This window comes from Vibrio splendidus, assembly GCF_003345295.1.
Lineage (GTDB): Bacteria > Pseudomonadota > Gammaproteobacteria > Enterobacterales > Vibrionaceae > Vibrio > Vibrio splendidus_K.
Map to the genome: position 1 here is coordinate 610,373 of NZ_CP031056.1, position 24,496 is coordinate 634,868.

The following is a 24,496-nucleotide window of genomic DNA, read 5'->3' on the forward strand; positions in this document are numbered from 1 at the left end:
TGCCGTAACGTTACTTGAGTCTATGACTTGAGAGATAAGTTGCATAATCGGTCGCAAGTTTACTACTTGCGGTCATCCTTAACAACATAGCCTTGCCATATCTAAATCAATTAATGATTAAATAAACTACCTTATTATCAGTAGTTTGTATTATTCGATAGTGTTTTGAGCTTATGAGTTCTTGTCGAGCATAAACCTTTGAATTTATAAAATAACGCAAAATATCTATTTTTTGAACCAACCTCATAAATCATAAGCAACTGAATTCACCTTGTTAATCGTAAGGAATATAACGGCGACCCGAAATATATAATTAACTAATGAGTGTTGTATGTCTCATACCCGTTTATTCCCACGTCATCGTTTGGCGATCGCTTGTGTGCTTGCCAGTGTTTCCAGTTTCTCTTTTGCCGAAAATCAATGTGATGTTTCTGATCTTCAGTTGGCCTCTGATCTCGCTCTTTCCGTCTCTACGGCGGACTACAGTTGCTATGGTTCTTGGTTCTCTGCATCTGAGAATGCATTAAACAATATTTATAGTGAAGCGAGCTTAAGCCGCATTCAAGCCACGCTGAGCCTAGAAATTGCCCGTTATCGAGGTGAAGAAGAACAAGCTCGTAAACTAGAAAACCTTGGCGAGTTTGTTCGTGCGGCTTATTACGTTCGCTATAACGCGCAAGCACAAGACTTCAGTGAAGCGTTGAGCCAGCGGTTTGCTCAGTCAACCATTGCCTTCTTAGCTAATCCTACTGCGCTAGACCAAGGTCGTGAACAAGTTGGAGCAATGAAAAGCCTGACGCTAATGGTTGATAACGTAAAGCAACTGCCACTCACAATGGATGCACAACTTGCGGCACTGAGCCACTTCAATAGAGAGACCGCGCAAGACTCACAATGGGTCGACGGGCTAAACAATCTGTTTCGAGCAATGGCTGGTCATGCGGCTAGAGATGACTTTTATGATTACATGGCAAGCAATTCTCAACATATTGATACGCTTGCGGCGTTTGCTCGTGATAACACGTGGGCGTTGGATACTGATGCGAGCTTCCTTGTTTACAACGCGGTGCGTGAAACGGGTCGTTTGTTAGCAAGTCCAGACAAAGCCACCAAAGAAAAAGCACTGCGAATGATGCAACAAGTGATGGCGCAAAACCCACTGGGGAGTGCACATGATAAACTTTGGTTAGCGGCAGTAGAAATGATGAGCTATTTCGCACCGGAAGGTCTAAATGGCTTTGATATTGAGCAAGCCAAGCGCGATCTAGCCATGCGTGTACTTCCTAACCGTCATGAATGCCAAGGGCCTGCAATTATTCGTTCTCAAGATTTAAGCCAGTCACAAGCTATGGAAGCGTGTGATGTGTTGGCAACGAAAGAGGCGGATTTTCATCAAGTGGCAAATACCGCTCAACAACCCGTCGCAGACGATAACAACGACCGAGTAGAAGTCGCGGTGTTCGGGAGCAAAGGCAGCTATGTGGATTACTCCGCTTTCTTATTTGGTAACACCACAGACAACGGTGGTCAGTACTTAGAAGGAAACCCATCAGAGGTAGGCAACGTAGCGCGTTTTGTAGCTTATCGTTACGATAATGGTGATGACCTGGCTATTCTCAATTTAGAACATGAATACACACACTATCTCGATGCCCGCTTTAACCAATATGGTTCGTTTAACGACAATTTGGCGCATGGCTACGTCGTGTGGTGGCTAGAAGGTTTTGCCGAGTACATGCATTACAAGCAAGGCTACGATGCTGCGGTAAGCTTGATTAACAGCGGGAAGATGAGCTTATCGGATGTGCTTGCAACCACTTACTCCCATGATTCTAATCGTATCTATCGCTGGGGCTACTTGGCGGTGCGCTTTATGATGGAAGAACATCCTCAAGAAGTGCAGAGCTTGTTGGCACTGTCTCGTACTGGTCAGTTTTCCGAATGGGCGCAACAGGTAAAAGTGTTGGGTCAGCAATACAATGGTGAGTTTGAACGTTGGTTAGAATCAGTTTCAACCGAGCCTGAAATACCAAACCCGGATCCTAACCCAGGAGAGCCGACTGATCCCACAGAGCCGACAGATCAAGTCACTGTGCTTGTCTCAAATCAAGATGTGCTGTTAACCGGCACGGCTTATAGCGAACAGCTTTTCTACATTGATGTACCAGAGAACACCACGCATTTTGAGGTTTCGATTGAAGGTAATGCTCTGGGCCAAAGCCAAGGTGATGCTGACCTCTATATGAGTTACGGTAAAGAGGCGCATTATTACGACTTCGAGTTTAGCCAATACGGCAACGGCAGCAATGAAGTTGTGGCGTTCGAACCTAGTTCATCGGGTTTTATCAAACCGGGTCGTTACTACATGAGCATCACGGGTCGCACCGATTTTAGTGATGTGACGCTGGTGGCATCCGTAGAGACAAAAACGCCAACACCACCAATCCAAGAACAAGATGATTTAACACCAGTGATCTTTGAATCTGGTAAAGCTCAAACCCTGACGGTTCATCAACGTCGCTATGCTGCGGTGTATGTTCCAGAAGGTGTGCAAGAGGTACGAGTGTGGTTAACGGACAAAAACACCGCTCAACCAGATACTGGTAATGTCGATCTGTTTGCTAGCAGTACATATTGGCCAACCGCAGGGCAGCACGAGTATGCGTCTAACTACGTAGGCAGTAATGAGTATCTGCAAATCCCTGTAACAGAAGAAGGCTATTTACACTTCTTACTGAGTGCAGAACAACAAGGGGATGATGTCGAGATGTTGGTGTACTTTCATTAACCAACATAGCACTAGAAAAAATGGCATTAACAAATAACACCATCTAAAACGTTACTCCTATAAAGGGTCACAATATCCGGTGGATAAAAGCTGGGCATGAATGTCCGGCTTTGTTTTTTCTGACACTGTTCTGTGTTTATGGATTAGCGACACCATGATTCCTGATGAAGTGATGACATTTGAGGTTTAATCTTGAAGGCATATGAAACATCTTTGCGAGTGAGCACTCGTTAATGGCTGAATGAATTATTTAGTGAGGATTTATGAGAAAAGCATTATTGGTTACTTTGGTAGGTGTCGTAGTTTTAGCTGGATGCAGTCAGAAGGGCGAAGTGATGACTCAATCACAAGAGAAGGCGAATCCAATCTGTAGTACTCAGAACCTTACTGGCGGTTGGTCGAAAAGTGATATCACACCTCAAGCTGAGCAAGCTTTAAACGCGGTTCTTGGTCAAATGAATACCGCTGCCGAGCTCAAACAAATCTTGAGTGTTCGAACTCAGGTCGTCGCTGGTTTGAACTATGCTATCGAGTTTGAAATGGATAATGGTGAGGTGTGGAATACCGTCGTTTATCGTTCGCTACAAGGTGATATCGAAATGATGCAAGCTGCGCAGCAAGGCCGTCTGTGTCTATAGTATGGATATTTTCACTACCTATATTTTTAGGTAACTTATGTTTGTATACAGAAAGTAGAAATGGCTCCGTATTGGGAGCCATTTTTAATTCTAATTAAGGTCGGTTGATTGAACGGTATTAGCTGGTCAGTTCGGGTTCCAATAACTCTTGAACACAAGCACGGCTGATGTCTTCATCAATGTACGCCATTCCAAGTTTATTCAAGTAGTCCATACGGTCAGCAGTTCGCAGTTCAATATCTGGGCCTGAGATGTTGTTCTCTTGATAGACTTGAGCTAAATGAGCTATGAATTGCTCGCCAACACTCATCATCAACAGGCTCATTGCGCCTACATCCGGTCTGACTTTTGCTTGTTGTTTGTCAGATAGATTGACGGCTAACACGATAGGGTGCTCTTCACCCTCAAAACGAGTGCTGCGCTCGCGAATGGTTTGCTGAGCCCAGTAATACGCCAGTTCTTTACTCTGAGTTAAGAAGACGGGTTCAACGGATTCTGTGTAGTTGTTGCCAATGGTCGCCATAGTTTTTAAAGCGGCTTCATTGAGGGCTTTGTCGCCTGAGCGTTTGAGGCCTTGACCTTGAATAGACGCAAGTAAAGCTGAAGACGTGCCGTGATACCAAGTATCACCAGTAGCGAAGCCATTTTCTGATAGCAACGTTTTTGCATCTTGTAGGTGTGTCGGTATTGAAGTCATGGGCACTCTCAATAAATAGGAATATCAATAAACAGGAATATCAAAAAATATGAATATAGTTAGCTTAAACAGAATTTTCTAGCGTAACAGTGGTATGGAACACAAATCTGAGGCTTTGAGATGAAGCTGGCAGTACAAGCTTCATCTCAAAACCTCCTCCCTCCGAAAACCTAACAGGGAATGAGGAGGGGGAGATTTTATTGGGGGAAAGCTGTTAGCGATTAATCAAATTGATTTGATGTATTCGCTTCACCCGCTGCTTTTAGTGCATTTTCACCAGCAAAGTACTCTTTGTGGTCATCACCCATGTCTGAACCCGACATGTTTTGGTGTTTAACACATGCGATGCCTTGGCGGATCTCTTTACGTTGAACATTCGCAACGTAGCCCAGCATGCCTTGGTCACCGAAATATTCTTTTGCAAGGTTGTCGGTAGACAGTGCCGCTGTGTGGTACGTAGGCAAAGTAATCAAGTGGTGGAAGATACCTGCTTCACGAGATGCATCGGCTTGGAATGTACGAATCTTCTCGTCAGCGCTTGCAGACAGTTCCGTTTCATCGTATTCCGCACTCATTAGGCTTGCACGGTCGTATGCTGATACATCTTTACCTGCTGCTGCCAGCGCGTCGTATGCTTGTTGACGGAAGTTTAGCGTCCAGTTGAATGATGGAGAGTTGTTGTATACCAGCTTAGCGTTAGGGTGAACTTCACGTACGCCGTCCATCATCTCTTTGATTTGACCGATGTGTGGTTTCTCAGTCTCAATCCAAAGAAGGTCAGCACCCGCGTTGATTGCTTCAATACAGTCGAATACACAACGGTCTTCACCTGTACCTTCGCGGAATTGGTATAAGCCTGAAGGCAAACGCTTAGGTCGAACTAGCTTGCCGTCACGGTTGAAGCAAACATCACCTTCAGCCATATCTGCAACATCGATCTCTTCAACATCTAGGTATGAGTTGTAGATGTCACCTTGGTCGCCAGGTTCTTTCACTACTGCGATTTCTTTTGTTAGACCAGCACCTTGTGAATCGGTACGAGCAACAATAACGCCGTTGTCGATGCCTAGTTCAAGGAAAGCGTAACGAAGTGCGCGAAGTTTTGCGTGGAAGTCAGCATGCGGAACCGTTACTTTGCCGTCTTGGTGACCACATTGCTTCTCATCGGCTACTTGGTTTTCGATTTGTAGACAACATGCACCCGCTTCAATCATCTGCTTAGCCATTAGGTAAGTCGCTTCTGCGTTACCGAAACCTGCATCGATATCGGCAATGATTGGCACTACGTGTGTTACGTGGTTGTCGATTTTGTCTTGGATTCGGTCTTGTAGATTCACATCGCCAGCTTCACGTGCCGCATCTAGTTGACGGAATAAGCCACCTAGTTCACGAGCATCTGCTTGGCGTAGGAAGGTGTATAGCTCTTCTACTAGGCCAGCAACTGACGTTTTCTCATGCATAGATTGGTCTGGAAGTGGACCGAAATCTGAACGAAGTGCCGCGACCATCCAACCTGAAAGGTATAGGTAACGACGGTCTGTCTTGCCATCAAAGTGTTTCTTAATAGAAATCAGCTTTTGTTGGCCGATGAAACCATGCCAGCAACCCAGTGACTGAGTGTATTGAGAGCTGTCTTCGTCGTAAGCCGCCATGTCTGCACGCATAATATCTGCCGTGTATTGCGCAATATCCAGACCTGTTTTGAATTTGTTTTGAGCTCGCATACGGGCTGCAGATTCTGGGTTAATTGCATCCCATGGAGCACCAGCAGCGCTTTTTGCAACTTCAATCTTTTCGATATCTTGTGTAATTTGCGACATAACTATTCCTTAGTTTCACGTGGACATGTTGGCCAATTTGGCGAGGTCATTTGATTTGGATTAAATCTAACCATGGACAAAGAATAACCATGTATGTGATAATTTTGTTAATTTATAGTTATTATATTCGGTATTTTTCTTATGAATATTGCTCGTGTAGACCTTAATTTACTTGTGTATTTAGACATGTTGCTACGTGAAAGAAACGTAACACGTGCGGCAAATCAGCTAGGAATTACTCAACCCGCCATGAGTAATGGCCTACGTCGATTAAGGGATCTGTTTGAAGACCCATTGTTGGTGAGAACAAGTGAAGGGATGGTACCAACCGAGCGCGCACATAAGTTGCAACCACTGATCCGTAATATATTGGCGAATGTAGAGAAGACGCTACAACCCACAACTGAGTTTAATGCGGAAGACAGCGAACGCGTGTTTCGTATCATGGCGAGTGACTATGCAGAATCGACCATTATTCAGCCATTGCTTAAAAAACTGAGCGAAATAGCTCCGAAAATTCGATTGGATATCATGACGCCAAGTGATGTGAGCTATAAGGATGTGGAACAAGGCACTGTTGATATTATCATCAACCGATTTGATGATATTCCACAGTCGTTTCACCAGATGAGCCTTTGGCACGACGGGTTCTCCTGCTTATTTAGCTGTGATAACCCGATTGCTGATAAATTTGATATTTTGTCTTATTTAAAGGCGCAACATATTTGGGTGAGTAAGACAGGGATGGGAACAGGTGTTGGGATCAACCCAAGCGAAGCACAAAAGCTGGGTTGGATTGATGAAGCACTAATGCGTATCGGCAAAACCCGAAATATTACGGTGTTTACTCGACATTATTTGTCGGCGATTCTCTTCGCTCAACAGAAAAATCTGATCCTTACCATTCCAACCAAAGCGGCACAGTTACAGCGCAACAATCCTAGGTTGTTAATCAAACCGGCACCTTTCGCTATTGAACCTTTTGAGGTGAAGATGGCATGGAGCCCATTGTTACAAACCAATCCTGACCATCAGTGGATGCGTCGATTGATTAAAAGTGTTGCCAATGAAATAGAGAGTGGTGTGACGGAATAACACAGTTTGTAGGGTATTTTTTGTATGAATATTCAGTATAAACGGCATAAATTAGCTAAATTCATGCCCGTTAAGTAAGTTTAAGTTAGTAACGTAAATTTGAGCTAGTAACGTAAATTTAAGCCAGTTACGTAGAATTATTGAGTAGTCATCAGTTAGTTTGAGAGAGATTTTATGAGCAGTCGTATTCAACAGGGAAGCTTGAACATTGATAGCACCCTCTACCAATTAATTAATGAGCAGGTCATTCCTGGAACGGGCATTATCGCAGAAGACTTTTGGCAATCTTTTGCAGATATCCTTGCAGACTTGGCTCCAAAGAATCGCGCATTGCTTATTAAGCGTGAAGACCTTCAACACCAAATTGATGTTTGGCACCAGGAGCGTGCAGGACAAACATTGGATGCGGCAGAGTACAAACAGTTCCTACAACAGATTGGCTACTTAGTCCCTGAAGGCGATGACTTTCAAGTCACTACTGCAAGCGTTGAGCCTGAAATTGCTACACAAGCAGGACCGCAGCTTGTTGTACCTATTATGAACGCACGCTTTGCACTTAATGCAGCAAACGCACGTTGGGGTAGCTTATATGATGCGCTCTACGGAACGGATGTCATCAGCGAAAGTGATGGTGCTGAGAAAGGCGGAAGCTTTAACCCAGTTCGCGGCGCCAAAGTAGTCACTTATGCCCGCGAGTTCCTTGATGATGCTGCGCCGTTAAATGGTGTTTCTCATAAAGACGTGACCCAATACAGTATCAGCAACGTGAGCATTGGTAATACGCTCACGGCGACACTAGATAACGGCGAAGAAGTCACTCTAATTGATCATAGCCAGTTCATTGGCTACCAAGGTGATGCGAGTGCGCCTTCAAGTATTCTGATCAAGCACAACAACCTACATATTGAAATTCAAATTGACCCGAGCGCACCAATTGGCAGCGTCGATGTTGCTGGTATTAAAGATGTGCTAGTGGAAGCGGCACTCACCACCATTATGGATTGCGAAGACTCCGTTGCCGCAGTCGATGGTGAAGATAAAGCTCTGGCCTACAGTAACTGGCTCGGTTTGATGAAAGGCGACTTGCAAGAGTCGTTACAGAAAAATGGTAAAACCATCGTTCGTAGCTTGAACCCAGACCGCCAATACACCAGTGTCACCGGTGGTGAGATTTCGCTTAAAGGTCGCAGTATGTTGTTTATACGCAACGTGGGCCACTTAATGACCAACCCAGCCATCATTGATGATCAAGGTAATGAAGTACCTGAAGGTATTATGGATGGCATGGTCACTTCGCTAATCGCAATGCATGATTTAAAAGGCAACAGCGCTTACCAAAACTCGACAGCGAACAGCATCAATATAGTAAAACCTAAGATGCATGGCCCTGAAGAAGTGGCGTTTACTAATGAATTATTTGGCCGCATTGAAGATGCATTAGGCTTAGATCGATTCACGATCAAAGTCGGTATCATGGACGAGGAGCGTCGTACTTCAGTTAACCTCAAAGAATGTATTCGCGCCGCCAAAGACCGTGTTGTATTTATCAATACCGGTTTCTTAGACCGAACCGGTGATGAAATTCATACCAGTATGGAAGCTGGCCCGTTTGCGCCTAAAACACAGCTGAAAACCATGACTTGGATTGGTGCATACGAAGATCAAAACGTCGATCTTGGTTTGGCTTGTGGTCTGCAAGGTAAAGCCCAGATTGGTAAAGGCATGTGGCCAGAACCAGACAATATGGCCAAGATGATGGATGCGAAAATTGGTCATCCGCAAGCCGGCGCAAATACTGCTTGGGTTCCTTCTCCAACTGCGGCGACTTTGCATGCGCTGCACTATCACAAGGTGAGTGTACCAAGTCGTCAGAAAGAGCTCCGTGAGCGAGTGAGAGCGAATGTCGACGATATCCTGACTATTCCGCTATTAGGCAAGCAAAAGCTGACCGCTCAAGACATCCAAAACGAATTGGACAACAATACACAAGGTATTCTTGGCTACGTAGTTCGTTGGATTGACCAAGGTGTCGGGTGTTCTAAGGTGCCGGATATCAATGATGTAGGCTTGATGGAAGACCGCGCTACGCTGCGTATTTCAAGCCAACATATTGCGAACTGGTTACGCCATGGGATTTGTAATGAAGCCCAAGTTATGAAAACCATGAAGCGCATGGCCGCAGTGGTGGATGAGCAAAACGCTGGCGACCCGAGCTACCGTAATATGGCACCTGACTTTGAAAACAGCATTGCCTTTTCAGCAGCGTGTCAGTTGGTATTCGAAGGTTGTGCTCAACCAAGTGGTTACACTGAACCAGTGCTGCATGCGATGCGTTTGAAGTTGAAAGCACTTACATAACCAAAACTGCTAAATAGTTCAACACTGGAATAGCTGAGTAGCTAAATAAAAAAGTAAACGATATTACATAACAACGTCACTCAATAATAAAACCACGAAGAAAAGAAACACCCTTTTAAACCGAGCCCAAGGTGCCGCGCTTTATAGCGCGGCTTTTTTTTGAGTTTTTTGAAGGGGTAGGTGCTTTAAAGCTTTTGATATTTAAGAGTTAGGAATCGCTAATGTCATAGTTTCATTATCATTAAAACGTTGTTATCACCAAAGCGTCTTTACCATTAAAGCGTTGTAACCATTAAATGTTCTTTGTCGCTAAATCTTCATTGTCGATAAAGCTTCGTTACGGCTATAGCTTCGTTACTGCCAAAACCTAGTTACTACCAAAACACAGATATTTAATGTCCATGTACTCATCGATGCCTTCTTTGGCACCTTCACGGCCAATACCTGATTGCTTAACACCACCGAAAGGGGCGACTTCGGTAGAGATCAATCCATCATTGATGCCGACCATTCCGTACTCAAGCGCTTCTGCGATTTTCCATACACGGTGGATATTCTGGCTATAGAAGTATGATGCTAAACCGTAAATTGTATCGTTGGCCATCTCGATGAGCTCTTCGTCGGTATCGAATTGCATCACGGGTGCTACTGGGCCAAAAATCTCTTGTTGAACGATGTCCATGCTGTGTTTTACATCTTTAAGAACAACGGGCTGAAGGAATAGTCCATCAAGTTGTTGAAGTGGCGTCACAGGTTTAGCACCTTGTTCAATAGCTCGGTTTATCAATCCTTGGATGTTTTGCTTAGCACCTTCATTGATAACAGGGCCAACCGTTACGCCTTCGTCCAAACCGTTTCCAATTTTAAGCAGCTGTACTGCTTGGTCGAACTTAGCCACAAACTCATCGTGTACTTTACTGTGTACGTAGAATCGGTTTGCACAAACACAGGTTTGCCCTGCATTACGGAATTTTGAAGCCATTGCGCCTTGAACGGCAGCGTCGATATCCGCATCGTCAAACACGATAAACGGTGCGTTGCCGCCCAGTTCCATTGAAGTGCGCTTAATGCCTTTCGCAGCTTGAGCCATCAAGATACTGCCGACTCGGGTAGAACCAGTAAAAGAGATTTTTTTAATCAGTGGGTGTGAGGTGAAAAGACCACCCACTTGCTCTGGGCTTTCACCGAGTACGACTTGAAGTAGATCTTTCGGAATGCCCGCTTGGTAAGCCAATTCAACCACAGCAAACGCAGACAGTGGTGTTTCATCTGACGGCTTCACGACAAAGCTACAACCCGCGGCTAAGGCAGGTGCGGCTTTACGCGTGATCATCGCCGTGGGAAAGTTCCATGGGGTAATGGCACAAGCCACTCCAATAGGTTGCTTGATCGTAACTAAACGTTTACCCGCGACTGTACTCGGGATTGAATCGCCATAGGTTCGCTTCGCTTCTTCAGCGAACCATTCTATAAAACTCGCACCATAAGCGATCTCGCCCTTTGCTTCGGCTAACGGTTTGCCTTGTTCAATCGTCATTAGCCGAGCAAGATCATCTTTGTTTTCAAGGATCAGTTGATGCCAGCGATGAAGTAATGCGGCGCGAGATTTAGCAGGTACTTGAGCCCACTCTTTTTGTGCCATGTGAGCGCGTTCGATAGCACTTGTTAATTCAGACTCAGATAAAATAGGTGCGCGGCCTACGAGTTCCCCAGTTGCCGGGTTTGTTACCGAAACAGCGTTTGTTGGTTCTGTCACCATAAAAGAGAGTAAGTGCTTGTTGTTAATGTTTAGCATCGTGTTTCCTTTGTCGTGATTACTTAAGTATGTTGCTGTTTATGATAAATGCTGACGTTAAAATGATTTCGACCAAACATCGTTTGGCCGAGTACCGTTTAGCCGAATACAGTGACAACGGGGCAACAGGCTTCAATATGTACTTAAAGCCAGATCCTACTGTTAAGCTGAAATTATCAAAACTAACCCCAATTATCAGATTCTATTTTTGCTAGCGCTTTTGCCGCTTTTTGAAGCGCCGGTAAGAATTTAATCGCTTCATCTGGTCTTAATCGAATGACAGGTGCTTGTATTGCGAGGCCGAGGTTTGATTGACCCGTAGATGACGGAATCAGCACGGCGATACAGACTAAGCCCGGCAAAAACTCTTCGTCATCAATTGCAAAACCTTGGATTTTCGCTTCTTCGATGTCTTTCTCTAATGTCGAATAGTCGGTAATGGTATTTACGGTGTATTGAGTTAATGGCACGTTTTCAATCAGTCTTCGACGCTGTGACTTAGACATGTGTGCTAAAAACAATTTTCCGCTTGCTGAGCAATGCACTGGGACGCGAGAACCTGGGTGTAGATGAAAACGAAGGGGGGCTTCAGTTTCTGCACGATCAAGATAGATGATCTCGCCACTTGATAGCGCCGTTAGGTTACAGCTTTCACCAACTTCTGCCCTCAGGTTTTCAAGAATCGTGCGTCGGGCACTGTGCATGGTGCTATTCAACAGTAGGTTTTCGGCAAGCTTTCTGAGTCGAATACCAGAGCTGTAGTGTTTCTCATCGCCGTCTCTTTGAATGATGCCTGCTGCTTCTAACTGCTGAAGCATTCGGTGCAGGGTCGGTTTTGGCAGTCCAGTTTCTTCGACTAATCCCTGAAGAGAAATAAACTCGTCTTTTTGCGCTATCACCTCTAATAGTGCAAAAAGTCGGAGAGTCGGTGTATCCCCTTGAACTTGTGGTGTTTCTGTTTGCATATAATGATCCATCCTTGCGATATGTCTATGCCTAAGAGTGTACATACCAAATCATTATTCTTCAATTATCTGAATAAAATTTGACCTTTTTTATTATTCCAATAATATAAATATAAATTATGGAACAATTGATCTCAATAAATGGAATTTAAGATGAAGGCGATTGAACGGATTATTGATAGAGCTCACTTAGATCGTAAGCGAGTGGTTTTGAGTGAAGCTGAGGACCCGCGAGTACTAGCAGCCGCAAGAATGGCGATAGACAAACAGCTCGCTCACATCACCCTAGTAGGGGATGAACCAGCGATCATCGCTGCTGCAGAATTACATCACATTGATCTTGTAGGCATTCATATTGTTTCCCCACAGGCGTCATCACTCAAAGAAGTGCTCGCTGAGCGGTTGTATACGCTAAGAAAAGCGAAAGGTATGACTTACGATGACGCTCTAGAGTTGGTTCTAGACCCACTCGTTTTTGCCAATTTGATGGTCAGAGAGGGGCTGGTCGATGGCACAGTTAATGGTGCGGTTTATACCACGTCTGATGTGGTGCGAGCTGCGCTTCAGATTATCGGCCCCGCGCCAGACAGTGAATTGGTGTCCAGTTTCTTTCTGATGATGTTGTGTGAGCCTTTCCATAATCTTAAAGGCGGCATGATTTTCAGCGATTGCGGTTTGGTGATTGATCCCAATGAAGCGGAATTAGCATCCATTGCGGTTGCCGCATCGAAAAGTGCCCAAACGTTACTGATGGAGCAACCTAAGGTGGCGATGCTTTCTTTTTCTACCAACGGCAGTGCCAAGCATGAATCGGTCGATAAGGTTCGTAACGCGGCTCAGTTAGTTAAACAACGTTGCCCCGGAATCGCCGTCGATCAAGATGTTCAACTCGACGCCGCAATTGTGACTGAGATAGCGGCTAAAAAGCTGCCTAATTCAGAGGTGAAAGGTCAATCGAACGTGTTGATATTCCCCAATTTAGAAGCCGGTAATATTGGTTATAAGCTTGCGGAGAGGTTAGGTGGGGCAGTTGCGATTGGACCGTTATTACAAGGCCTGAACCAACCTGCCAATGACCTATCGAGAGGGTGTAGCGCGCAAGATATCTTTAATGTGATCGCGGTGACCGCGGTACAAGCGCAACAAGGGAAAGTGTCTGATTCTAACGCTGATATTGATATTGATATTGATATTGATACTGAAGCTGATGTTGAAGAAAGAGAAGAGTCGACGTTTGATTTTAGGTATTAACATTTAGCTCCCGAAGCTAATACTGAATCTTGCACCCAAAATAAAACCCTAAACAACCTAATTAGGATTGCTGATGGAGTTACCTGTTTTACTCGCCATTCTTGCCACCATCGCGGTGGGTACCTATTTCCAAACCGTCACGGGGTTTGGTCTTGGGATCATTGTAATTGGTTTAACGGTCAGTCTTAATCTGGTTTCCTTACCCGTTATTGCTGCTGTGGTCAGTATTGTGACTTTGTTTAATTGCTTTGTCGCTTTGATGGGTAAGCCACTGCTTGGGGAGCTCAAAATTCTGGTGGTGTTAGTCATCGGTATTATTCCCGGTGTATCGATGGGGGTGTTTTTGCTGGACGAGTTGAGTGACTCTGCGACCAATATCTTGCGAGGGCTATTGGGTGCGATGGTGCTATTCGCAGGTTTGAGTTTTATGTTCAAACCTAAAACCAGAAAGGATCGTTCGGCAACGGTATCATTCCTTATATCAGGATTTAGCTCTGGTTTAGCGGGCGGGTTATTTGGGATGGCGGGCCCTCCGATTGTTTATCATCTCTATCGGCAACCTTTTACACTCGATCTGGTGCGAAGCACATTGCTGATGGTGTTCGCTTGTACGTCGATGTCGCGTACTGTCAATGTCTACGTTGCAGGCGACATGGAACCGAGCATACTGTGGCTATCCGCTATTGCTGTCCCCTTGGTGGCGCTTGTCACGATGTTTGCTCGACGTTTCCCGCCACCGTTGTCTAATGACCAATTAAGAAAGCTGGTGTTTACGGTGCTGATGTTGATTGGTGGGTATCTGATGGCTGTGTCTGCATGGTCGTTGCTTGCTGTCTTTTAGTTGCCTGTTATTTCCTAGTTACTTGTTATCTCTTAGCTGTTGCTATCTCTTAAGAATATCCTCTAGAAAAGGCTAGCGGCCTGTGCTAGCCAATACTTCACTGCTCCCCGAAACTTCACTTCTCATTGAGTGTACGTATAAACAAAAAGCCTAACGCTTTAGCATTTCAAATACGTTCTTACATAACCCGAACAGGCAGCTCTCCTGCACATCTAAGGTGATGTTACTGCGGTAGTACGGGCTTAAATCGACGCCCATCCCTACGCCATGAATCTCAATACCGTTTTTGGTCGACTCGCGTTCAATGACTTGTTTGAGATGGTTATCCAAATAGAACTGATCGTTGGCGGTGCTGGTGGCGGTATCCATCGGACAGCCGTCTGAGAACACGATCAAAACCTTTCGTTGTGCACTGTGCTGCTTTAAACGCAGGCTAGCGAACTGCACTGCTTCGCCATCAATCCCTTCTTTAAAGATGTCTGCTTTACGAAGGCTAGCAATGCCAAGGCGAGAGCGTCTCCAATGTGTATCAAAATCCTTAAACACGATATGTCGAACTTCGTTTAAGCGGCCTGGGTGTTTTGGTTGACCTTGCTTGAGCCACTGTCGATAAACTTTGCCACCGTTCCAGTTATTGGTCGTGAATCCAATGATCTCAAATGGAATGTTGGCCAGTCCAACGGATTTAAGAATCGTATCCATCAACAGGCTTAACTTGTGACTGTGCTTTTGCATTGAACCTGAGCAATCCATTAAAAACGTGATGGCACATTGGTGAGATGCGCCGATGTCAGGTTGATAAAAGACAGTGCGATCCAATGGCGAAGTGATGAGCTTGGTGATGGTAGTGGCGTTAACAATGCCTTCTTCTAAATGATCCTGACGTCGGTTCCTTTGTGGCGTGGCAACAAAGCGAGTGAGCATAGCGGCTAAACGGCGAGTGTTTACTTGTCTCGCCATGATGTCATCAGTCAGCTTTTGTCTCAGTTCGAGTAATAGGGCGCGCCTGACGAGTTTGTCTGCCGCGATGACTTGATCAAATTCTAAATTAAAGACCTGATAATTCGCGCCCGAAAGCTCGAACACCTTACTACTGCCTGTGATGTCAGTATCGACGTCTTGATCTTGAATGTCGCCATCAACGATAAGGGCAAGCTGCGCAAGGATCTTGATGTCTTCTTCGACCGTTGGAGTGGGCGAGTTATCATTTTCTTGTTCTTGGATGACTAACTCTTGTGCAAGGGCGGCAAGCTCGTTAGCGCAGTGTGCAAACTGTTGTTGGTCGGCTCGATGTTGCTTTAAGCGTTTAAGGCTGTGACCAAAGGTAGGCACGATGCCGGCGCGAGTCGATTCAATGGTCTCAGCGATTGGTTCCGAAACTGGGACACCGGTTAAGCGAGTGTGGATGACTTGCATCAGAGTAAACAGCAACATGCCGATTCGTGATTCGGTGAAGCCATTTTGATGATATTGGTCGCTCCAATATGCAAAGTTGAATTGAATACTAGTGATCACGCCCTTCAGATAAGACGGGACTTGCGATTCAATTCGTACCTGTTCGCAGAAGTCGTAAAGCAGACGTTCTATTTCGTTTTGAGGGCGTAATGAATAATGGAGGTCAGCGTCTGAAAGCAAGAGTCGCAATGCTGATGAATCGATCTTGCCTTGCATCGATAGTTTGCTGTTTTTCAACTCATGGCGAGAAACAAAGGTGAGATCGTTAGTGTGTGCAGACTGATAATAACAAGGGCTATTGCCTTTATAGAGACGCTCTCCCCGATAATTCAGACTCAACTCACCACTGATCGCTCTGGCGACAGACACGCCAAGATCGAGGATCTTTTTCTGCTGAGAAGAAACGTTGGCCATGGTTTACGACTCCGAGTGTGAATAGTTTTGAGCATGCGTTTCTAGATCTTCACCAAAGCAGCGGAAATAGTATTCACTGACTAGCTCTTTCTCTTCGTCTTCGCAGCGATTTAAGAATGACAATCTAAATGCGGTCGCTACATCGTCGAATATTTGGATGTTTTCGGCCCAAGTGAGTACCGTTCGCGGAGACATCACCGTCGAAAGGTCACCAGCTCGAAACCCGTTACGCGTTAATCCGGCGGTCGCGATCATTTTCTCAACCAGTTGTCGGCCACTTTCATTATTTAGATCTTGAAGTTTGGATAACACGATCTTAGTTTCATGTTGTGGATCTAAATAGTTGAGTGTAGCGATGATGTTCCATCTATCTAACTGACTGTGGTTAAGTACTTGAGTACCCGAATACAAACCTGAAAAATTACCCAAGCCAAGCGTGTTGCAGGTAGCAAACAGGCGGAAAGAAGGGTGAGGAGTGATCACTCGGTTTTGTTCTAAAGAGGTGTATTTACCGTCTTGCTCTAATAGTTGTTGAATCACAAACATCACGTCAGGGCGACCAGCGTCGTATTCATCTAATACCAGTGCGATGGGTTGTTGAATGCTCTGAGGAAGAATGCCTTCTTTAAACTCTGTTACTTGCATCCCGTCTTTAATAACGATGCTGTCTTTACCTATGAAATCCAAGCGACTTAAGTGTCCGTCTAGGTTGACCCTCAAGCATGGCCAGTTCAATCTCGCGGCAATTTGCTCAATGTGAGACGACTTGCCCGTTCCGTGTGTGCCTTGAATCAGCGTGCGACGATTGGAGGTGAACCCCGCTAATATCGCTAGCGTCACTTCGGGGTCGAAACAGTAGTTAGGATCGACTTTAGGAACATATTCGCCCGCATGTTCAAATGCCATCACGGTTAGGTTGCTGTCGATCCCAAAGCGCTCTCTCACACTGACTGGTTGCGTTGGTATCAATTCCGCCTCTTTCATCATTTTTCCCTCTATATAACTCATCACTTGTCGCTGCTATCGCGATATGTCATCGATTATTAACAGCTCCGCTTAAGTTAACGGCACTTTTTGTACGAAAAACTACCAATAATGTGATCCAGTTTTATTAATTAGAATGAATTGTTCCAATTTAATATAAAAAGTTGACGCGCAAAAATTCTACTACTAAGGTGAAAATGAATTCGAAAAAGAGACAATTCATTCCGAAAAATGAAATTTTGGTTAACTCAAGGAGAATGGAAGAATGAGCGAGCAAGAAAAACGTACGGTTGTTTCCGGCACAGTAACAATGACACCATCAGAAGCGTTCGTTGAAACTATGGTTGCTAATGATGTTACCGATATGTTCGGCATCATGGGGTCGGCATTTATGGACGCAATGGATATCTTTGCTCCTGCTGGCATTCGATTGGTCCCAGTAGTACACGAGCAAGGTGCTGCTCACATGGCAGATGGTTACTCTCGTGTATCGGGTCGCCACGGCGTAGTTATCGGGCAAAATGGCCCAGGTATTAGTAACTGTGTGACTGCGATTGCAGCGGCGTTCTGGGCACATAGCCCGGTCGTCATTGTGACGCCAGAGACAGGTACAAAAACAATGGGCTTAGGTGGTTTCCAAGAGTGTAACCAGCTTCCAATGTTCCAAGAGTTTACTAAGTATCAAGGACACGTAACGCACCCAGACCGTATGGCAGAATACACAGGCCGATGTTTTGACCGCGCAATGAGCGAAATGGGTCCAACTCAGCTGAACATTCCACGTGATTACTTCTACGGTGAAACTCAAACCGAGATCCCTAAACCCGCGCGTTTAGACCGTGGTCCAGGTGGTGAGAAATCTCTAAATGAAGCGGCAGACCTGATTGCTGAAGCGAAATTCCCAGTCATCATTTCTGGTGGTGGCGTGGTAATGGCAGATGCAGTTCAAGAGTGTGCAGCGTTGGCGGAAAGACTAGGAGCCCCAGTAGTTAACAGCTACCTACACAATGACTCTTTCCCTGCTAGTCACCCATTATGGTGTGGTCCTTTAGGCTACCAAGGTTCGAAAGCAGCAATGAAACTGATGGCTCAAGCGGATGTGGTTATCGCTTTGGGTACACGTCTCGGTCCATTTGGTACCTTGCCTCAACATGGCATGGACTACTGGCCGAAGAATGCGAAAATCATTCAGATTGATGCCGACAACAAGATGCTTGGCTTGGTTAAGAAGATTTCGGTTGGTATCTGTGGTGATGCAAAAGCAGCAGCGGTTGCTCTATCTGAAAGGTTGGAAGGTCGTGCACTGTTGTGTGATGACAACAAAGGCGCTCGCCAAGATACAGTCGCTACAGAAAAAGCACTTTGGGAAAAAGAGCTTGATGAGTGGACACACGAACGTGACTCTTTTAGCTTGGATATGATTGAGGGAAACTCACACGAGACTCCGTTCTCTGGTGGTGAATATCTACACCCACGCCAAGTATTGCGTGAGCTAGAAAAAGCGATGCCAGAAGACGTAATGGTCTCGACGGATATCGGTAACATCAACTCAGTGGCAAACAGCTACTTACGCTTTGAAAAACCACGTAGCTTTTTTGCTGCAATGAGTTTCGGTAACTGTGGTTACGCATTCCCGACCATCATTGGTGCGAAAGCAGCGGCACCTCATCGTCCAGCTATCTCATATGCAGGCGACGGTGCGTGGGGCATGAGCCTGATGGAAACCATGACATGTGTTCGCCATAACATTCCAGTGACAGCCGTGGTATTCCACAACCGTCAATGGGGTGCAGAGAAGAAGAACCAAGTCGACTTCTACAACCGACGCTTTGTTGCCGGTGAACTTGAAAACCAAAGCTTTGCAGAGATTGCACGAGCAATGGGCGCTGAAGGTATCACGGTTGATAAGCTAGAAGATGTAGGTCCAACCTTGCAAAAAGCCATCGATATGCAGATGAACGAAGGCAAAACAACCATCATTGAAATCATGTGTACTCAGGAGTTGGGCGACCCGTTCCGCCGAGATGCACTCTCAACACCGGTTCGTTTCCTAGATAAATACAAAGATTACGTGTAAGTCATAGGAAATTTGTCCGGCCGCAGATATCTCGAGAGTGTTAGAGAAAGTGCTATCGAGAATGTGGTCGGGCAATACCAACGGGTATTGGCAAGTACTTAGGTGAAGAACGTAAACGCTTAGTTCAATAATTTCCAGTTAAACATTAGAACACTAATTAAATGTTCATTAGGAACATAAGTGGTTCTAGCTATATAAACTTTGTTACTCGTTATTATTAATCGACCATTAACTCATAGCGCCTTAGTGAATGGTTCTAATATTGATACTTGTTTATGAAGATATATACTTATTATCATTTTAGAAAAATACAATAATGATACTCGTTGACTATTGGTTAATCGTTATTATTGGTTGATTTTTATCATCGATTGACAGGGTTGTTGATATTTGGATTTTACCGGATTTAAATTAAGTGAATCGTAGTATGCATGTTGTGAAAAATAAACGTTATATAAGCTCACTCGAAGACCTGTATAAAATAATCGATTCACTCATTACAGAGTGTAGTGGGCACCGTGGATTAATTTATAACGTGTGTGATTATGAAAATAATAACCTGATGCCAAGCTTAGGCCGATCAAATCGAAAGAATATTCGCCGTGTCGAACAAGAGCTTCTCTCGACCGTGAGAGTTTATGGTGGGCATTCGTTGAGTGCACACGAGATAAACGATTGGTTACTGATGTGTTTAGCCAAGAAACAGGGGTTTCCAACCCGTTTACTTGAATGGACAGATAACCTGATTAATGCGCTGTGGTCTGTATGTCATAGCCAAAGTAAAGATTGTATCAATATTATTAAAGCCATTGATTATCATAAAGTTAGTGTTTTCAACTCACCATGTGACCTCAATAGGACTCAGATATTCAATGTGGCTGATTGTGATCAGCAAGAGCAACGAAAAGATAAGTGGTATTCCATTCACCCATTTAAGGAAGGTGGCAATGATGCCATTCAGCCTTTGTACGATGAGAAAGAATATTCAAACGGTCTAGTATCCGTTCATATTCTTCCGTCAGCGAAAGTAAACCTGATAAAGGAATTAATCTCCATGAATGTTTTAAATGAACCGACAGAATATATTGAAGAGAAACTGGCTGATTTGAAAAATGAAGCCCATGTAGACAGCAATCAAGTAATTAATAAAGGCGAGGGTAATATCGAGTTACAAGTTAATACTCATGATCGCCAGCTTGAGCAGTATGGCCGAAAGTACCATCAAGATTTTGATTTCGACTAAAGTCTAATATTTCTAATAATTTTATTTAGACCTCATATAAATCTAGTGATTACGAGATAAATAAAATTAGAACACCAATTAATTTATAAAAAGATGAAATCTGTGAGCTTAAAGATTGTTTATAAAGTAACTCGAAGTTAGAGTGGCGAATCTTGTTATCAAGTTGTTAAATTCTCGCGGGTCTAGTTTAAAAACTCTAATAAAAAGTGGCGCAAAGCTACTGAAATTTAAACCAATAACGAAAACATAAAGGATTCTGGAATATGAATATGCAAACCAATGCAGCGACATTCGTGCTGGAAAACCAAGTCGACACCGCCTTTTTACAGTCTTTTAGTGATGCATGGAATAACCATGATATTGAAGCGCTAATGTCGTTTATGACCGAAGACTGTGTCTTCCACACCGTGGCAGGAGAAGGCGAACTTGGAAACACTATCGAAGGGTACGAAGCCGTTCGCAATAGCTTTGAATTGGTTTGGCAGAACTTTCCAGATGCAGCCTGGAGCGACCCTGTCCACTTTGTGTGTGGCGACCGCGCGGTGAGTGAGTCAACGTTCTCTGCGACTAACCCTGATGGCACTGTCATCGAAGCTCGTATGGTTGATGTGTTTACCCTGAAAGATGGAAAAATCAGCGTAAAAAATGCCTTCCGTAAAACACGACCTCTTTTGACTCCCAGCAATACTCCCAAGAGCTAGACACGAAACCAAAATCAGTCCACGTGTTATGACTAGGAGAGTCGTATTATGAGTTTAGTAATGGAACAACCGGCAGCCGATGTGCCGCCAAAGGTGACAAGCACCCAAGCACAAGAAAGTACCCAAGCAAAAGAAAGATACGATCCAAAATACGATCCACTTAAAGACAAGAGCCCAGGTCACGGTAAGGAATACGCCCCGACTTATTGGGTAGATACCGCAGGCGCGCCACCTGAAGATGATGGTCCAATTACATCGGATATGGATGTGGATGTGGCGATAATCGGTTCAGGCTACACAGGCCTAAGCACCGCGATACACCTTGCTGAAATGTATGGCATTAAAGCGACTGTGATTGAAGCTAACCGTATGAGTTGGGGTTGCAGTACCCGAAATGGTGGCCAGGCTCAGTGTGCGTCAGGACGTTTGAAGCGTTCTCAGTGGATTGAACGCTGGGGACTCGAAACCGCACTGAAAATGCACCGTGAATGCATCGATGGCATGAACACCTTTAAGTCTCTGATCAAAGACATTGATTGTGACCCACAGCCGGGCGGCCACTTATACGTTGCCCATCGTCCCAAAGTGATGGCAACACTTGAAAAAGAAGCCAAGTTGCTGCGCGACACGTTCGATTACGATGCGCAGATCTTAGATGCGGAAACCGTAAAACGTGATTACGTTGGTGATCAAGAAGCGGCAGGCGCAATGCATGAGCCTGAAGGTATTGGTATTCATGCAGGGAAACTGGCGTTTGGTTATCTAAGAAAGGCGAGAGCACTTGGCGTAAAAGTTCACCCAGCAAGCCCTGTGATGGGTTGGGAAACACGCAACGGTGTGCACTACCTGAAAACACCAGGTGGTGTGGTTAAGGCTCGTTCTGTCGGTGTTTGTACCGGTGGGTATACCAGCCAAGGTTTGCATTCAGAGCTTAAGAATCGCCTATTACCCGTACTTTCAAATTCGATGGTGACGCGTCCGTTAACTCAAGACGAAATCGCCGCGTGTAACTTCAAAACCAATCAGGTGATTACTGATACTAGAATCTTGCGTCATTACTACCGTTTGTTACCCGATAACCGAGTGCAGATTGGTACACGCAGTGCCATCAGTGGCAAGAATGCACCTGAAAAGAAATACGAAGATATGTTGAGAGCGGATTTAACCCGAAAGTTCCCTTCTCTCGATCAGATCAAAATCGATTATTCATGGTGGGGTTGGGTTGATGTTAGCCACGACATGATGCCAAGAATCTATCAGCCGAATCCAAAGCAATCCATATTCTACGCACTAGGGTATGGCGGCAATGGTGTGATGTACTCCGCTCAAGCAGGCAAGCGCCTTGCCCAGTGGATCGCAGGTGAAGGTCATAAGCTTGACTTGCCAATATTTGAATCAAAACTTCCGTTCCCCAACGTGAGGGAAGTGGTGGAATCTGAGATGTTTGCACCATTTCGAAGAGTAGGGCAACAGTTCCTTTATCAGTGGTATTCGTTAAAGGATGAGGTGCTTTAGCTACTCGAACATTGTTTCCAAAATAGGGAAATAGAACTACGACCAGGAAAGTTGTACCAGGTCACCTTGTGAGCAAAGTACAGGCAGGACGTCTGTATGATATGAAAGGTTAAGACTATGAAATTGATTAAAAATAAAATTATTGCTGGCGTCACGATTGTAGCAACAGCGATGCTATCTCATACCGCGGCGGCAGCAAATTTTAAAATGGCTATCGGCGATGCTGCTGGTGGTACGCAGTGGGAATTAGCGACATCATTTTCTGAATTGATGGAGCAAAAAACAGACGGTAAAGTCAAAATCGACCTGTTCCCGAATGGTCAATTGGGCAATGAGCAAGATACCGTGAACGACGCGGCAATCGGCCTTCTCGACTTCTCTGTATTGGCGATCAACAACGTGACGCCTTTCTCTCCAACGGTTGGTCTATTGACCATGCCTTACGTCATTCAAAGTGCAGAAGAAGCGGTGCTATTAACTCAAGGCCAAGTAGGTCAAGACCTTGTCGATAACACGATTCGTGATGCAGGTGTTCGCATCGTAGGTTGGGCTTATTCTGGTTTTAGGGTTCTAACCAACTCTAAAAAATCAGTCGCTTCGCCAGCTGATCTTAAAGGGTTAGTGATTCGCGTCCCTCGTAACGAAATTATGATTGCTTCGTACCAAGCATGGGGCGTAAACCCAACACCAATGGCATGGTCAGAGACATTTACTGGCCTGCAACAAGGTGTGGTTGATGGTCAAGACAATCCATACATCACTGTTCATGCGATGAAGTTTAATGAAGTGCAAAAGTACGTCACAAACCTTCGTTATATCTTCTCTCTTGAGCCGCTTATCGTCAGTGAAACAGTCTTCCAACAACAAACGCCTGAAATGCAAAAGATCATTCTTGAAGCAGGCCAAGAAGCAACAGAACACAGCTTTGCTTATCTAGAAAATACTGAAAACAAGATCCGTGAAGAACTGCAAGCAAAAGGCATGGTATTCACAGACCCAGCAGACAATGAGCAAGAGTGGATCAGCAAGGTAACGAAATCAGTTTGGCCTAAGTTCTATTCAAGCATTGGTGGTAAAGACAAGCTAGACGACGTTCTTGAGTTACTAGGTAGAAAGTAACGATTAGATACGCCCTATCTGCTGTTCTCCGCTACTTAATCACCTAGCGATAGAACAATGAGATAGGGCCTTTACATGGCTTTACTCGTTGATCTGTTTAGTACCTGATCTGCTCAGTACCGCGAGCGACTGGTTGTCATGTGGAAATCAACATTGGAGGTTATATGTCAGTCGCTAAAACAATAAAAAAGCACCTTAACAACATCGAGGAATATACCTGTTGTTTGTTGCTAGCAAGCTTTGTCTTATTACTGTTCACACAAATCCTTACTCGTCAGCTTTTCGATTACTCGATACCTTGGGGTGATGAAGTTGCGACTTACATGTTCGTTTGGTTTGCCTATCTAGGCGCCGTTGTGGCGGCCAAAATGTCGGCACATAACCGAGTCAGTTTTCACTTCAAGTTCTTCCCTCCGATTGTTCAGACCGTCTGTGAAACCATCGCTGACTTCTTATGGTTGCTGTTCAACGGTTACTTTGTCTATCTCAGTTACGATTTCGTGTTCAACAAAATGAACCTGTTTTGGAAATCTCAAACTACAGGCATCCCAATGAAGTACTTCTATATGATTTTGCCTATCGCGTTTTCGTTGATGATGATTCGAATTATCTGGAACAACTACGAGCGTTTGTTCAAAGGCGCTAAAAACGAAGATCCTGAAGTTAAAGAACTGCGCAAAATGACGGCACAAAAATCATCACAGTAGTCGTCATAGAGAATAGTCGTAATAGAGAGATGT

At 44.8% G+C, this 24,496-nt stretch carries 18 protein-coding genes; 12 read left to right on the top strand and 6 right to left on the bottom strand.

What is annotated here, in order from left to right; genetic code table 11:
- The first annotated feature begins 331 nt into the window (after positions 1 to 331).
- Positions 332 to 2,788: a M9 family metallopeptidase gene (locus DUN60_RS18465; protein WP_114634787.1), complete on the top strand. Its 2,457-nt coding sequence runs from the start codon at positions 332 to 334 to the stop codon at positions 2,786 to 2,788.
- 263 nt (positions 2,789 to 3,051) lie between these two features.
- The gene (locus DUN60_RS18470) at positions 3,052 to 3,426 is read left to right on the top strand and encodes a cystatin domain-containing protein (protein WP_017074727.1); all 375 of its coding nucleotides are present in this window, start codon (positions 3,052 to 3,054) and stop codon (positions 3,424 to 3,426) included.
- Positions 3,427 to 3,544: 118 nt separating this feature from the next.
- Here the strand turns inward: DUN60_RS18470 and DUN60_RS18475 are convergent, their stop codons facing one another.
- Positions 3,545 to 4,123: a hypothetical protein gene (locus DUN60_RS18475; RefSeq protein ID WP_114634788.1), complete on the bottom strand. Its 579-nt coding sequence runs from the start codon at positions 4,121 to 4,123 to the stop codon at positions 3,545 to 3,547.
- A 221-nt stretch (positions 4,124 to 4,344) separates the two neighbouring features.
- The gene (locus DUN60_RS18480; RefSeq protein WP_061022113.1) at positions 4,345 to 5,943 is read right to left on the bottom strand and encodes an isocitrate lyase; all 1,599 of its coding nucleotides are present in this window, start codon (positions 5,941 to 5,943) and stop codon (positions 4,345 to 4,347) included.
- Positions 5,944 to 6,084: 141 nt separating this feature from the next.
- On the opposite strand from DUN60_RS18480, the gene DUN60_RS18485 reads away from it, so the two are divergent.
- The gene (locus tag DUN60_RS18485; RefSeq protein ID WP_114634789.1) at positions 6,085 to 7,038 is read left to right on the top strand and encodes a LysR family transcriptional regulator; all 954 of its coding nucleotides are present in this window, start codon (positions 6,085 to 6,087) and stop codon (positions 7,036 to 7,038) included.
- A gap of 174 nt (positions 7,039 to 7,212) precedes the next feature.
- Positions 7,213 to 9,396: a malate synthase G gene (locus tag DUN60_RS18490; protein ID WP_114634790.1), complete on the top strand. Its 2,184-nt coding sequence runs from the start codon at positions 7,213 to 7,215 to the stop codon at positions 9,394 to 9,396.
- 367 nt (positions 9,397 to 9,763) lie between these two features.
- Here DUN60_RS18490 and DUN60_RS18495 read toward each other — a convergent pair whose 3' ends face one another.
- Both DUN60_RS18495 and DUN60_RS18500 read right to left on the bottom strand, forming a co-directional pair.
- Positions 9,764 to 11,191: an NAD-dependent succinate-semialdehyde dehydrogenase gene (locus DUN60_RS18495; protein ID WP_114634791.1), complete on the bottom strand. Its 1,428-nt coding sequence runs from the start codon at positions 11,189 to 11,191 to the stop codon at positions 9,764 to 9,766.
- Positions 11,192 to 11,373: 182 nt separating this feature from the next.
- Complete coding sequence (locus tag DUN60_RS18500) at positions 11,374 to 12,156, bottom strand: IclR family transcriptional regulator (RefSeq protein WP_016789652.1); 783 nt, start codon at positions 12,154 to 12,156, stop codon at positions 11,374 to 11,376.
- Positions 12,157 to 12,309: 153 nt separating this feature from the next.
- On the opposite strand from DUN60_RS18500, the gene pta reads away from it, so the two are divergent.
- Both pta and DUN60_RS18510 read left to right on the top strand, forming a co-directional pair.
- Positions 12,310 to 13,407 carry a phosphate acetyltransferase gene (gene pta, locus DUN60_RS18505; protein WP_114634792.1) on the top strand — a complete coding sequence of 366 codons (1,098 nt, stop codon included), beginning with the start codon at positions 12,310 to 12,312 and terminating at the stop codon, positions 13,405 to 13,407.
- 73 nt (positions 13,408 to 13,480) lie between these two features.
- A complete protein-coding gene (locus DUN60_RS18510) occupies positions 13,481 to 14,248 on the top strand; it encodes a TSUP family transporter (RefSeq protein WP_102363544.1) in 768 nt (255 codons plus the stop codon).
- A gap of 150 nt (positions 14,249 to 14,398) precedes the next feature.
- On the opposite strand, the gene DUN60_RS18515 is transcribed toward DUN60_RS18510, so the two are convergent.
- Both DUN60_RS18515 and DUN60_RS18520 read right to left on the bottom strand, forming a co-directional pair.
- A complete protein-coding gene (locus DUN60_RS18515) occupies positions 14,399 to 16,117 on the bottom strand; it encodes a cobaltochelatase CobT-related protein (protein ID WP_114634793.1) in 1,719 nt (572 codons plus the stop codon).
- A 3-nt stretch (positions 16,118 to 16,120) separates the two neighbouring features.
- The gene (locus DUN60_RS18520; RefSeq protein WP_167409372.1) at positions 16,121 to 17,104 is read right to left on the bottom strand and encodes an AAA family ATPase; all 984 of its coding nucleotides are present in this window, start codon (positions 17,102 to 17,104) and stop codon (positions 16,121 to 16,123) included.
- A 262-nt stretch (positions 17,105 to 17,366) separates the two neighbouring features.
- Here DUN60_RS18520 and xsc point away from each other — a divergent pair, with 262 nt between their 5' ends.
- The 6 genes from xsc to DUN60_RS18550 all read left to right on the top strand — a co-directional run bounded on the left by xsc (position 17,367) and on the right by DUN60_RS18550 (position 24,463).
- Positions 17,367 to 19,178 (top strand): sulfoacetaldehyde acetyltransferase, encoded by a 1,812-nt coding sequence (gene xsc, locus DUN60_RS18525; protein ID WP_114634796.1) that lies wholly within the window; start codon positions 17,367 to 17,369, stop codon positions 19,176 to 19,178.
- Between the two features lie 427 nt (positions 19,179 to 19,605).
- Positions 19,606 to 20,421 (top strand): FRG domain-containing protein, encoded by an 816-nt coding sequence (locus tag DUN60_RS18530; RefSeq protein WP_114634798.1) that lies wholly within the window; start codon positions 19,606 to 19,608, stop codon positions 20,419 to 20,421.
- A gap of 263 nt (positions 20,422 to 20,684) precedes the next feature.
- Complete coding sequence (locus DUN60_RS18535; protein WP_102313822.1) at positions 20,685 to 21,122, top strand: nuclear transport factor 2 family protein; 438 nt, start codon at positions 20,685 to 20,687, stop codon at positions 21,120 to 21,122.
- A gap of 48 nt (positions 21,123 to 21,170) precedes the next feature.
- Positions 21,171 to 22,637: an NAD(P)/FAD-dependent oxidoreductase gene (locus DUN60_RS18540; protein ID WP_017090586.1), complete on the top strand. Its 1,467-nt coding sequence runs from the start codon at positions 21,171 to 21,173 to the stop codon at positions 22,635 to 22,637.
- 117 nt (positions 22,638 to 22,754) lie between these two features.
- On the top strand, positions 22,755 to 23,756 hold the full coding sequence (locus DUN60_RS18545; RefSeq protein ID WP_010431300.1) for a TRAP transporter substrate-binding protein: 1,002 nt from the start codon (positions 22,755 to 22,757) through the stop codon (positions 23,754 to 23,756).
- 164 nt (positions 23,757 to 23,920) lie between these two features.
- Positions 23,921 to 24,463 (top strand): TRAP transporter small permease, encoded by a 543-nt coding sequence (locus DUN60_RS18550; protein WP_004731905.1) that lies wholly within the window; start codon positions 23,921 to 23,923, stop codon positions 24,461 to 24,463.
- The last annotated feature ends 33 nt before the right edge of the window (positions 24,464 to 24,496 follow it).